Source organism: Paenibacillus sp. FSL R5-0908 (assembly GCF_038006245.1).
GTDB classification, from domain to species: domain Bacteria; phylum Bacillota; class Bacilli; order Paenibacillales; family Paenibacillaceae; genus Paenibacillus_AQ; species Paenibacillus_AQ odorifer.
Genome location: NZ_JBBOUV010000001.1, coordinates 2,955,221 through 2,968,118, shown reverse-complemented (window position 1 = coordinate 2,968,118; position 12,898 = coordinate 2,955,221). Strand labels below are relative to the sequence as shown.

Below are 12,898 nucleotides of genomic sequence, written 5' to 3'. Positions count from 1 at the left end.
CTCTTCTATGCTCATCTACACTTCTACTTCTGTTTTATTATACGAATCAGGTAATCCATTAGAATACCCAAAATCAAAAACGTTCCAAAATGAATAATATAAGTTGGGAATCTGACGCTGATTAACGCACTATTGGTTTCCCATCTCGGATTATTTACATCAACCATGAAGCTTTCAAAAGGTTCTGTAAAGATCAGTGTATCTATAATAGGGTTCAAACGGACAAGAATAATATTCGCGATCCCCACCCCCAGATAGTCACTCAGACAGATGATGATACTTATAATCGAAAGCCAGAAACTGAATTTCCTCCTAAAAAACATCAAACACCGCCCTTTCTATTTTTTCTATTTCTTAACAATTCGTTTAAAATTCAAAATATCCTTGTCACGGTTAGTTCTTGTTTTAAAAAATGATACAATCTGGAGCTCGCTAGCTTGAGCGGATAATCTGAAAGTTTACATAGGATCCCACAGGTCATATCAATAACCTTCCCCTCCAGCTTCCGTACTATAGTTCCTGCTGGGGCTGGATTCAGCACAATCTCAGGAACAAGTGCCACGCCTAAACCACTTCCCACAAAATATTTCAGCGCTGTCATACTCCCAATCTCCATTGTATCTAGTGGCGGCCCGCCTGATTCCTGCAGCACACTTTCTAATTTTTTGCGATAAGGACAATTCGCTGCCGTAATCAGTAAGCGATGACTCTGTAGATCCTCTGGGGTGATATGTTCCTTGGATGCTAGCGGATGCTCTTCTGGCAAAAGTAACAAGAATTCCTCCGCAAATAACGGTTCAAAATAAAGCTCCTTACCGAGCTCTGGTGCCGAACACACTGCCAAATCAATTTCACCACTCAGGAGTAGTTCACTAAGTGCGGCGGTTCCCGCAATATCCACGGAGACCTTCACTTTAGGAAATTGCACCATAAACCTACTTAAAAGCTGCGGCAAACGATAGCTCGCCGTCGGGTCCGTTACTCCTAATCGCACGTTGCCAGCTTCTCCTATTTTTAAATCAGCCAAACGGCTCTCTAGTCGTTCCATATCTTTAACGATATGTAAGCTCTCTTCATAAAACAATCTGCCTGCTTCTGTTAAGCTAATCTGCTTACCCCGCTCAAGCAATTGACATCCCAGATCGGATTCAAGCCTTTGCATCTGCATAGTAACTGTAGATTGGGCATAGTTCAATTCTTCTGCTGCGCGATTAAAGCTTCCGGAAGTTACGATCATTTGAAAGGTTTTTATTGTTTTTAGATCCATCTTAGTGTCCTTCCCTATTCAATTCAAATAAATTGAACCAAACCTTCATTATATTCAATTATACGAAATCAACTTTTCTCTATAGAATACTTTATAACAACAATATTCGCCACATAAGGAGTGACTGAGGGTGGATCTCAACAATAAAGTCGCATTAGTAACTGGTGGAGGGACTGGAATAGGCAAAGCTGTAAGCTTGGAGCTATCCAAACGTGGAGCCCACGTCGTAGTGAACTATTCTAGATCTGAGGATGAAGCCATTGAGACCGTAAAGACGATTCTGAATCAAGGGGGGCAGGCTATAGCAATACAAGCGAATGTGTCTAAAGATCAGGAAGTGCAAAGTATGATCCATTCGATTATTCAACATTTCGGGACAATAGACCTGTTAGTGAATAACGCCAGTATAACTAAACATATTGCTCTCGGAGATCTGGAAAAGGTAACAGAGGAAGTATGGGATGAGTTATATGATGTAAATGTGAAAGGAATGTTTTTCTGCGCCAGAGCGGTTGCACCGTATATGATTCAAAAAAATTCAGGAGCCATCCTCAATCTCGGCAGCATCGCTGGACAGACAGGCTTAGGCTCATCCCTCCCATATGCCGTCTCCAAAGCGGCTGTCCACGGTCTTACCAAATCGCTGGCACACGCGCTGGCTCCCCATATTAGAGTTAACTGTGTAGCGCCGGGAGCCGTTGCTACTAGATGGTGGGCTGGACGAGAAGAACAGATGCACAAACTAGCCCCTAATCTGCTGCTTCAGCATATTTCAACCGCGGAGAATATCGCCCAGTTCGTCTGCGCTGCGCTAGAACAGGAAGCAATGACTGGACAGATCATTACCATAGATAGCGGACAAACATTGTAACAGCTAAAACAGCTAATGGTATGTCAGAACTACTTTTAAGTATCATTAGCTGGTTTTTGCGTACCGTACAGGAGGAAGTGAAGCGTTGAAAAAATAATTGGGGAATTTCTCCCTAAAATTCTGAGTTTTCTGGTCATCCAACCAATAATTAGGGAAATCCTCCCTAATTATTAGCTAATTTACTGAAAAATAACGAATTCGCCTGATTTTTAGGGAGGAATTCCCTGATTTCGTTGATTTAAAGCAAATACCGGCTATTTTCAGGGAGGTTTTCCCTAATTACTCTCTAGCCCACACCGCACGAACCATAAATGCATCTGACATACCACATAACGTATACCCACGCCTCCTCATAGCACATACCACATACCACATGATTCATAGAACGTAGCCATCCGACATACCACATACCACATGATTCATAGAACGTAGCCATCCGACATATCACATATCGCATGACTCATAGAACGTAGCACATAGCGTATCCCACATGCCTCATAGAACGCGTAGTACATAGCCTATAGCATATAGCACATAGAACATACCACCTATAGCCTGAGGGTTAAAGTAAGAAGCTGCCCCAAAGTAGAATTTTCTACTTTTAGGACAGCCTTTTCAGCATAACTATTGGTGAAGATTCTTAATTAGGTTCACTACCCCAGATCAGATTACCCGAGATGTAGGCTGGCGCTTTTGTCCAGTCTACAAAATTGGTATCAACCGCATTAAAGGAGTAATCTCCGGTTTGAGTGTAATTTGACCAATCCTCTTTAGCTACTCGCACTTGGATATCGATGCTCGCACCCGCAGCAAGTGAACCTGCTGCACTCGAGAATCCAAGCTCCAGATAATAATCCGCATCAGCTTTAGCCGTTGGCAGCTTCACAAACGTGCCCGTTACATTCGCGCTTCCAGCCTGTGACCAATCGCAAAAGAAGCTTTGTGCCTTCTCTCCGTCAATTGTGTAATAATATCTTAATTTCACATCAGAAAGTGCAACAGCACTTGTACTTGTGTTCACCAGCTTGAACTTTGGATTTAGCGTATTTCCGGAAGCAGTCACTGTACCGTTATACATCTGCACTTTCAGTGCTGCTGTAGGAGCTACTGACGTATCTGAGATAGTGACAACCAAGGATTGTGCGGCTCCGGCACTAAACTCAAAGGTCAGCGTTGTCGTTCCTACGGCTTGAGTTGCCAGATACTCCTTCTTGAGAGTGACTGTTGATCCACTTACCGTATAATCCGTTCCGGTTACGAGGGTTGCCGTTCCGTTCTTGATCGTGCTCAGTGTATTTCCGTTCAACGTCATAGTTACTGCGACGTCCGCTTGATTTGCTGTTTTCTTATCAAATCCCGCGTTTGTTGGCGTTATCGTGGAGTTGGATACCGGTGTTGTAGTATCCGTTACCGCTACCGCCAAGGATTGTGTGGCTCCAGCGCTAAAGCTGAACGTCAGCGTTGTCGTTCCTACCGCTTGCGTCGCTAAATACGCTTTTTTAATCGTCACTGTTGATCCGCTTACCGTATAATCCGTTCCAGCTACGAGGGTTGCCGTTCCGTTCTTGATCGCACTCAGCGTATTTCCGTTCAACGTCATAGTTACGGCGACGTCCGCTTGATTTGCTGTTTTCTTATCAAATCCCGCGTTTGTTGGCGTTATCGTGGAGTTGGATACTGGTGTTGTAGTATCCGTTACCGCTACCGCCAAGGATTGTGTGGCTCCAGCGCTAAAGCTGAACGTCAGCGTTGTCGTTCCTACCGCTTGCGTCGCTAAATACGCTTTTTTAATCGTCACTGTTGATCCACTTACCGTATAATCCGTTCCAGCTACGAGGGTTGCCGTTCCATTTTTGATCGCACTCAACGTATTTCCGTTCAACGTCATAGTTACGGCGACGTCCGCTTGATTTGCTGTTTTCTTATCAAATCCCGCGTTTGTTGGCGTTATCGTGGAGTTGGATACCGGTGTTGTAGTATCCGTTACCGCTACCGCCAAGGATTGTGTGGCTCCAGCGCTAAAGCTGAACGTCAGCGCTGTCGTTCCTACCGCTTGCGTCGCTAAATACGCTTTTTTAATCGTCACTGTTGATCCGCTTACCGTATAATCCGTTCCGGCTACGAGGGTTGCCGTTCCGTTCTTGATCGTGCTCAGTGTATTTCCGTTCAGCGTCATAGTTACGGCGACGTCTGCCTGATTCGCTGTTTTCTTATCAAAGCTTGCAGTTATTGGCGTAATGGTCGAGCCTGTAGCTGGTGGATTTACAGGGTCAGCATACAAGGTGCCTCGGCCATTCGTACCGAGATATACACGTCCATAGATTCTTGGATCCCCAGTAATCGCCATATTGATCTTAGCGTATTGGTGAGCATCGTCATTAATACGAACCCAAGTTGCGCCAACATCATCGGAACGGAATACGCCCCGTACACCATCAATCTTAGCTACGGTATACAATGCCATATAAGTTTGGCCCGGAGCAGCCTTACCATAACCAATAAGATCAGCTTCTTCTACATTCGTTAACTTCGTGAAGCTCGCACCTGAATTAGTAGAGTGCCATAGACCATATTTATTCTCAACCGTATTCCCTCCGGCGAACCAAATGTCACCTTCAATACCTGGAACTGCCTTCATACTGATTTGGGCTTCATTCGGCTGTAATCCAGCCACATTATTGGTCGGGAAGCCCGAAGCTGCGGTGGCAGTAAATGTAGCTCCACCATCCACACTTACATAGAAGGTTCCTGCATAAAATCCATAGTATTTGTTAGGATTCACGCGATCAGACGCTATCTTCGCGCCTGCCGGTAATCCTGCACTTGCTGTCCAAGAATTGCCTGAGGTTTTGGAATAATACACCCCGATATCTGAGGTGCTCCACAGAATGGAATTACCACTTGCAGAGACAGCTACTTGTCCATGGCCCACCGTTGTTTTGGTTCCATTGGAAGGCTCGGAGTTTGGCATGTACCAGTTCACTCCACCATCGTTAGAGATACCAATGGACTTCATACTTGGCGTTTTTTCTTTATCTGCACTGCCTACCCGCACCATATAGGACGGACTCAGTTCAGCATAGTCAATACTCATCGTCGTTGCCCATGAAGGACTGGTCTGGAATTTAGTCGGCGCTACCGACAAATCCTCATGACGGAAACCGGAAACGTCACCAAGTGCAGTGATCAAATGGGAGGTTCCCGTTGGCGGGCTAATTAGCCCCAGCACTGCAGTTTCCTCCACACCTTTTGCCATGACAGAGATATTTACCTTGCCACCGGTATCCCATGAGGTCAAATTGTTCGAGCCATAAATTGTTGCTCCAGTGCCGTACATCATTCGATTCGAGTTAAATGGATCAATTTCCAAATCACCCATCATCCAGCCTAGCTTCGGTGAAGGATCCAGGGATGTTGAAGTGGTTCCATGATCGAGCCATGGAGCGGCGGTGATATCCATGCTGAACTTATAAGTCCGTTCTGGATAATTGCCCCAATCCCAAATGCGACTCCAAGTAGCGCCACCGTTGGTACTGCGGAAAATGACTTCATCAGGCCACCAAGCGTTTAAGCTGGATACCATCAATGTGTTAGGGTGCTGAGCATCCAGCGCCAACCCACCAAAGCCGTACCAATTATCTGTACCCGTCGTAGGACTGATATTGGTCCAAGCCCCACTAGTTTTGTTGTATTTCCATACTTCACCCTTACTACCATCATACGGTCCTACACCATTACTATAAGTAATATAGAGATCGCCTGTGGATGACAGCTCGCCGTGATGTGGCAAGAACCCCGTAGGTTGTCCAGCCAGAGCTGTCCAGGTTACTCCACCATCTGTACTCCGATATACACTGCTTGCCGTATCAGCTACACCGACATATATCGTTTGAGTTGCGTTGCCAAGTGTACCTGTACTCTTATCAAAAGTGATCCAAGACAATCCGACAAGATCATTCCCATAATCAAGTGTTGGATTCTGAATATACGTTCCAACGTTTGGAAAAGAGGTTACCTTTGACCAAGTTACACCTGAGTCAATACTTTTCCAGAGGCCATTACCACTTCTAGCTCCAAAGTAGAGAATGTTGTTCTTATTGGGGTCGATGACTAGGCGTTCACCAGCGGAACGGCCCGGCATATTGCCACCTACTTTAAAAGGCAGTGGAGTAGTTTGCCAGGTGTTCCCCCGGTCATTAGAGCGCATAATCTGGCCATTATTATCCCAATGATTAGTATACGTACCCGTTGCCATGTAGACTTTATTAGGATCAATTGGGTCTGTAGCCAGAGCATCTACGCCATTCTTGTTCCAATCTACCCAGCCTACCGAGTCACTAATTGAGACCCAACTGGATGTAGCTTGATTCCAGCGATAGGCACCGCCAATATCTGTTCTGGCATAAATCAGATTCGGTTCAGTTTGATTAAAAATAATTCCGGGTACAAAGCCCCCACCAGCTCCCGTTACAACGCTTTTCCAGGTGTAAGGTTCACTTGAGGCTGCATGGGTAGTAGCTGGGAATGCAGAGAATAAAGAGCCTACCATCGCGCCAAGCAGGACCAAAAGTCCTGTTTTTCGGATACGGTTACGAATCACGTTTTACGCCTCCTACGATATAATTGGTTTGTTTATGCCATCTTCTTACTCTATATCCCTGCTCCTCCCTCCCCCTTAATCCATACCTTCTGAACTTAGAATCCATTTTCTGATAACGCTTTCATTATAATGGTAAGGTTTTTCATTATCGAGAGAAAATGGTTATATTTTGCAGAAGATTGTCTCTAAAAATCGTACCATTTTCACACTTTAGGATACAATTTCACTAAATTTTGATCAAAAAAATTCTGTTGATAAAGAAAACCTCCGGAATAAATCCCAGAGGCTTTCTAATATAACTATTCTTCACTAGTATCTGCAGGCATAACAATCTCTTTTATACCATTAAAATGGCTGATATTTGTTTGCAACGTGAGCACTGATTCTGAATCTAAGTTTTCTGATTTCAATGAAGTGAATATTTCCGCTTCCACTTTTTGCGGCAAATGTGTAGTTTTATCCAGCGTATATCTTAGTTTAATTTTGTCTGTTAAATTCTGTTTCATCAATTTGAGTGTTTCCTTACTCGCATCATTAGACGATATCTCCATCGAAAGTATGTATTCTTGTTCCTCTTCAGTAACAACGATCTCCTGAGAATCTATCTGGTACGTGTCTATATAATCGTACGGATCAATAAATCTTTGTACAATTTGTTTTTCTTTCACTGGAATATAATCGTCTTGCTTGATAAATAAATCATCCATTACCTTTGTATGATATTCAGTATCCGATATGTACTCTTCTCGTTCCTTCCCTTCCGCAGTCTCCGATTTTAGATATACGGTATAAGGATTTCTAACATAGTCGACATGAAATGAGACAGCGCTCGACCAATGTTTATCTTCACTTTTTTCCGATTTGCTTGATGTTTCTTCTTGTTTCTCCATTTCTATAGTGTAGCTCTCCTGCTTAGCCAGTTCACTCCGAGACATGCTGAGCAGCTCCTCTGCACGCTTATCTCCCTCTCCTTCAGCACCCGATTTAGTGTTCGTTGCACAACCTGTCAAACCTAACATACAAATGATACCGATAAAAACCGCTTTTCTGATAAACATATTACTTCCCCTTCACTTCAAATGAAATCCAAATATAACTAAATCTATTTTATCATTATAAAGCTAACAGCTTATATGACGGAAAAGGTAGACATGTGAAAAAGCGTCTTAAGGTGTACAGTTGCGCCGGGTTTGGTGGTTTGATGCAAATCAAAAAAATACCTCCCCGCCTTTACAGCAGAGAAGGTATTTTAGTAATATTACCAATTCCATTAGCTCAATGTGTCAATACAAACTCATCCAGCAGCTTTCCATCCACATCATAGGCCTGATAGGTTAATGTATCCCCGGTAACGTTAATGCCGGCAAACATTTGCTTATTGTTCTGAAAATGCACTGCGTGATAGAACTGATCTTCTTTTTTCTCGTTAAATTTCCCTCCAGAAGCGTTGGTCACAACATAGACTGTCCCTCGTTTAGCATCTTTGGAAATCTCACCTTCTGGAACTTTTTTTCCGCCAAGTAACGGGTAGGATCTGGAATATTCATGATTATGACCCTGCAGCACTAAGTCAACCTGATACGTATCAAAAATATCCGTCCAATCTTCAACTTTCTTATAGGAGTTCCCCCCGTAAGCCGGACGGTGCATCGCAACGATTTTCCATTTCTTGTCTGTGTTCTTCAGATCTTCCTTCAGCCATTCCGTTTGCTTTTTTAGATTGCTCTCTGTATTTAGTACCGTTACATGCACAGGTCCATAATCGAAGGAATACGAGGTACCTGCAATTGAACCCTTCGCCCCATTATCCGGCAGGTTGAAGTGTGAATTATAATACGTTGCATCCTCATCCACCTCATCATGATTGCCTGTTACCGGCATTAACGGAATCCCTGAAATCCAGCCCTGCACATTGCCAAAAAAATCATCCCAGCCTGCCGAATCCTCCGGATCCTCCGTCAAATCCCCATTATGCACAATAAATTTGGCTTCAGGAAATGTCTGAAAAGCCTTGTCCAGTGTATTCCCCCACAGCTTAAAATCCTCTGCCGTTTCCCCTTGAGAATCCGTCACGTTGATAAAAGACACACTGTCCAGTCCATCTTCTTCCGTTGTAAATTCCGCTGCCGGACTCCATTCCCCTTCAACGCCACTACCCACTCTATAAGTATATAACGTCCCGGGTTCAAGACCCGTAGCTTCCACTTTATGAACACCTTTGGTGCCATTGTCTGTTTTGATGGAACTACTTTTCGCTTCTACCCTTTGTACATCCGTATTTGCAAAAGAGGACACCTGTCCCTTTACAATCTCCAGAATGCCTGCTGCACTAGAATCACTTGTATACCAAGTAAACGCGCGGCTTGTGCTCGCGGCTCCCTTAAAGGTAGTCACGAGATCATACGGTGCTGGTGAATTTGCATCACTTCCGCTTTTCGATCGTTCCAACCCATAAGCCACTAAAATAACCACAATCACAAGCACTCCTAGGATTATGGCAAATTTATAGTCTCTCATCACAGTACCTCCTTATGAAAATTTCTCTCTAGCCTTCTAAATAAGATAGCCCCCTGCAAAGTCAGAAGTCAAATCTGCACACGATTCTTTATACAGACTTTTGTTAACGCAGTGTAAAACATTCAGCAAACATTCAGTCTATTTTAAGTTAAGCATAAGGTCTGTCTCCTAGAATTAGTCAAGCAGGAAGGTTAGCCAGAGATAGAGAGAGAAACGAGGTGTGAAAATGAATAAGAAGCTTCAATTCCGGCATGAACTTAAATTTTTCATTAACTATCATCAATACCTTATATTACGCCAGCGATTGCAAAGCTTGATTGATAAAGATCAACACGCTAATGAGAGTGGAGAATACCACATTCGGAGTTTGTATTTTGACGATATCAACAACACGGCACTTGCAGACAAGCTCGGCGGTCTCAGAGAGCGGGCCAAATACCGGATTCGCATTTACAACATCCAAGACAACATCATTCACTTTGAGAAAAAAATTAAAATGGACGATTATATCGCCAAAATCAAAGAACCGCTTACCCGGCAAATGTACGACGAGATTATGGCGGGCAACTACGAAGTACTGAACGTCCCGGACAGTCCGCTGTTCATGGAGTTATACGATCAGATGCGCCATAACCTGCTGCGACCCAAGGTCATCGTGGATTATGTTCGCGAGCCTTATGTTTGCCACAACGGCAATGTGCGAATAACGTTCGATAAAGAATTACGTACGGGCCTGCATTCTACGGATATTTTCGATAAGGATTTGCATCCGATTCGGGCAATTGATGAGAACTTCATAATTTTTGAAGTGAAATTCGATGAGTATATTCCGGAGTACATTAAAATCGCGTTGCAGCTGGAGGGACTGAATAGGCAGTCCGCTTCGAAATACGTGATCTGCCGCAAATTCTTAAAAACTAACACTTGGGAGGATTATTGATTATGAATGCATCACTAGCACCGCTAGCAGCTACAACAACGACTACAGATACTACAAATAATTTTTCAGACATTATTAAAAACTCGGTGATCGACAATTTTGTATCTGATATTAGTATCTCCAAGATGCTGATTACCTTGGGCGTAGCTTTTCTGATCGGATACTTCATTTACCTGCTCTACAAACGTGTCTTTAGCGGTGTTTTATATTCCAAAAGCTTTAACGTCTCACTTATGGGCATGACCATGATTACAGCTACTGTCATTATTGCGATTAACTCTAACCTTGTGCTGTCCCTCGGTATGGTCGGCGCATTGTCCATCGTTCGTTTCAGAACACCAATCAAAGATCCAACTGATCTGATCTTCTTGTTCTGGGCAGCTGTAGCAGGGATTGTAACTGGAGCTGGATTTTTCACCTTGGCTATTATCGGTTCGATCATTATCGGCCTCATTTTGTTCCTGTTCATCAAACACTCTTCTATCGAAACGCCATACTTGCTGGTCATTAACTGCGACAGTGATGAAAGTGAACGTGAAGTACACAGCCATATCACCAAATCCGTAAAACGTTACAATGTAAAGCAAAAAACAGTCTCCGCAAACAATATTGAATTGACGCTGGAACTTCGTCTGGATGATAAAGTAGGCGGCTTTGTCAACACAGTCTCTGACCTAAAAGGTGTCAAAAATGCACTCTTGATCAGCTATAGCGGTGACTATGTATCTTAATTACAACGAGATGAAAGGCGGTGCCCCAGATGAAAACCAGAGGTAAGTCAATCCTGCTGAGTTTTTGCTGCCTGCTGCTGGTCATCGCCGTAGCCGGGTGTCAGAACGCAAGTCCGTCTGCAACAAATAATCCAACGTCTGATGCTCAAGACAAGGTCATTTCGAGCGATGAGAAAAAGCTAGACGAGCAGGTCTTTCCAAAAGATAAGGTCGTGGATGTCAAAATCACTTTGGACCCGGACGATTTTCAGGATATGCTGGATAATGCCAGTGCAGAAGAATATAAAATGGCTTCCGTAGAGTACAACGGTATGAAATACGATAATGTAGCTGTACGGACCAAAGGAAATCTCAGTCTCAGAAGCGTAGTACAGATGACAGACTCTGACCGCTACAGCTTCAAAATTTCTTTTGATGAGTATGTAAACCAGAATTTATTCGGCATTACTAAGATCAACCTGAATAATAATTACAGCGATGCTTCTTATATGCGTGAATTTCTAACCTATGAGCTCGCTGAAAGTGTCGGCCTCCCGACGCCGAAATATTCCTTCGTCAATGTGTATGTAAACGATGAACTGAAGGGTTTCTATCTTGCAGTAGAACAGATCGGTGATGCTTATCTGGAACGCAATTTCGGCAACACTTATGGTGCACTTTATAAAGGTGTAATGACCGGTCAGGGCAGTGATTTGACTTGGCTGGGCGATGATCCAGCCCTCTATACTGGACTAGAAATGAAATCCGATAAGTCCAACGATGATATTCTTGTCGACATGCTGAATGAGCTAAATAACGGCACCGATTATGAAAAATACATCGACGTAGAGGAATCGCTGAAGTATATCGCTCTAAATGCGGTCACGGGTAATATGGACAGTTATTTAGGTGGGAATAAGCAGAATTATTACTTATATGAAGACGATGGAGTCTTCTCGATTCTGCCGTGGGATTATAATATGGCTTTTGGCGGCATGGGAAGCGCAGATGTGTTAATTGACGAGCCTACCCAAGGTGCGTTGGCAGAACGCCCGCTGATTGCGAAACTGCTCGCTAATGAGGAATACAAAACGAAATATCATGAAATTGTTAATGAGATGATTACTGGCTATCTAGCGGACGATACGTTCCAGGCTCGGATTGATGAGCTGAACACGATGATTTCCAGCTATGTCAAAGCGGATCCATCCGCCTTCTACACTTTCGAACAGTATGAAAATGGGATAAAGGCTGTTGAGACCTTCATGTCGAACATGGCCACAAGTATCCAGCAGCAGCTCGACGGCACCATTCCTTCCTCCGGTGACGGATCAGGAAGTGGTGGTGGCATGGGCGGCGGTGGCTTTGGTGGCGGCGCTAAAAATGGCGCAGCTCAAGGCGCTGCGGGTGCAGGGCAGGCCACAGGTGCGGATGGCGCTAATGGTAATACTGGCGCAAACGCAGCTGCACCTAATACCGAAGGGCAAGCAGCTACGGGTGGACAGACTGCTCAGGGTGGTGCAGGTGGTGAGCCTGGTGCCATGGGCGGGCCGGCTATCCCTAATGCCGGCGGGGGTCCTGGCAGTAACTCACAAGCAGCTGCGGGTGGGCAGACTACACAAACAGGGCAAACTGCTCAGGGTGGACAAACCAACACTAACGGCCAAGCTGCTCAAGGTGGATTTGACGGCGGTGCGGGTGGTGAGCCTGGTGCTATGGGCGGACCCGCTTTCCCTGAAGGCGGCGGAAATGGCCCTGGCGGTGGCGGCATGGGCGGCGGTGGCTTTGGAGGCGGTATGCCTGGTGGTATGGGCGGTGGCGACTTTGGTGGTGCTGGTACTATGCAGCAAAAAGGCAGCACGAGTGAAGCCATCACAACTGGCGTCGCCATCCTTCTCCTAATACTAACCGCTGCTTTCGTAACCTACTACAAACGCAAACGGCTGTAGAGCAGTAAAAAGTATCTTCATCAACAAATAGTTCATGCAAGAAG

Annotated in this window: 8 protein-coding genes and 1 pseudogene; 4 read left to right on the top strand and 5 right to left on the bottom strand. The window is 44.5% G+C overall.

Annotated features, from left to right (window positions below; all coding sequences use genetic code 11):
• Positions 1–373: 373 nt before the first annotated feature.
• Entirely contained in the window at positions 374–1,267 is an 894-nt protein-coding gene (locus tag MKZ09_RS13095; RefSeq protein ID WP_076208395.1) for a LysR family transcriptional regulator, read from the bottom strand.
• A gap of 130 nt (positions 1,268–1,397) precedes the next feature.
• Here MKZ09_RS13095 and MKZ09_RS13090 point away from each other — a divergent pair, with 130 nt between their 5' ends.
• The gene (locus tag MKZ09_RS13090; protein ID WP_076135946.1) at positions 1,398–2,138 is read left to right on the top strand and encodes an SDR family NAD(P)-dependent oxidoreductase; all 741 of its coding nucleotides are present in this window, start codon (positions 1,398–1,400) and stop codon (positions 2,136–2,138) included.
• Positions 2,139–2,778: 640 nt separating this feature from the next.
• Here MKZ09_RS13090 and MKZ09_RS13085 read toward each other — a convergent pair.
• The 4 genes and pseudogenes from MKZ09_RS13085 to MKZ09_RS13070 form a co-directional block, all read right to left on the bottom strand.
• Entirely contained in the window at positions 2,779–3,561 is a 783-nt protein-coding gene (locus MKZ09_RS13085) for a X2-like carbohydrate binding domain-containing protein (RefSeq protein WP_341041866.1), read from the bottom strand.
• Positions 3,535–6,687 (bottom strand): annotated as a pseudogene (locus MKZ09_RS13080) (X2-like carbohydrate binding domain-containing protein); the annotation flags it as partial. The pseudogene MKZ09_RS13080 and the gene MKZ09_RS13085, both read right to left, overlap by 27 nt.
• A gap of 350 nt (positions 6,688–7,037) precedes the next feature.
• Positions 7,038–7,796, bottom strand: coding sequence for a DUF6612 family protein (locus tag MKZ09_RS13075; protein ID WP_076208393.1), 759 nt, complete (start codon positions 7,794–7,796; stop codon positions 7,038–7,040).
• A gap of 217 nt (positions 7,797–8,013) precedes the next feature.
• Positions 8,014–9,255, bottom strand: coding sequence for a purple acid phosphatase family protein (locus MKZ09_RS13070; RefSeq protein WP_076208392.1), 1,242 nt, complete (start codon positions 9,253–9,255; stop codon positions 8,014–8,016).
• A gap of 226 nt (positions 9,256–9,481) precedes the next feature.
• Between MKZ09_RS13070 and MKZ09_RS13065 the strand changes: the two genes are divergently transcribed.
• The 3 genes from MKZ09_RS13065 to MKZ09_RS13055 are packed head-to-tail and all read left to right on the top strand — an operon-like array spanning position 9,482 to position 12,854.
• On the top strand, positions 9,482–10,195 hold the full coding sequence (locus MKZ09_RS13065) for a polyphosphate polymerase domain-containing protein (protein ID WP_036683495.1): 714 nt from the start codon (positions 9,482–9,484) through the stop codon (positions 10,193–10,195).
• Between the two features lie 2 nt (positions 10,196–10,197).
• Positions 10,198–10,926: a DUF4956 domain-containing protein gene (locus MKZ09_RS13060; protein ID WP_036683492.1), complete on the top strand. Its 729-nt coding sequence runs from the start codon at positions 10,198–10,200 to the stop codon at positions 10,924–10,926.
• 29 nt (positions 10,927–10,955) lie between these two features.
• Positions 10,956–12,854, top strand: coding sequence for a CotH kinase family protein (locus MKZ09_RS13055; protein WP_076208391.1), 1,899 nt, complete (start codon positions 10,956–10,958; stop codon positions 12,852–12,854).
• Positions 12,855–12,898: the final 44 nt, after the last annotated feature.

Coding starts and splice junctions, on each gene's coding strand:
- MKZ09_RS13075 (WP_076208393.1), bottom strand. CDS start 7,796: ATGTTTATCAGAAAAGCGGTTTTTATCGGTATCATTTGTATGTTAGGT.
- MKZ09_RS13070 (WP_076208392.1), bottom strand. CDS start 9,255: ATGAGAGACTATAAATTTGCCATAATCCTAGGAGTGCTTGTGATTGTG.
- MKZ09_RS13065 (WP_036683495.1), top strand. CDS start 9,482: ATGAATAAGAAGCTTCAATTCCGGCATGAACTTAAATTTTTCATTAAC.
- MKZ09_RS13060 (WP_036683492.1), top strand. CDS start 10,198: ATGAATGCATCACTAGCACCGCTAGCAGCTACAACAACGACTACAGAT.
- MKZ09_RS13095 (WP_076208395.1), bottom strand. CDS start 1,267: ATGGATCTAAAAACAATAAAAACCTTTCAAATGATCGTAACTTCCGGA.
- MKZ09_RS13055 (WP_076208391.1), top strand. CDS start 10,956: ATGAAAACCAGAGGTAAGTCAATCCTGCTGAGTTTTTGCTGCCTGCTG.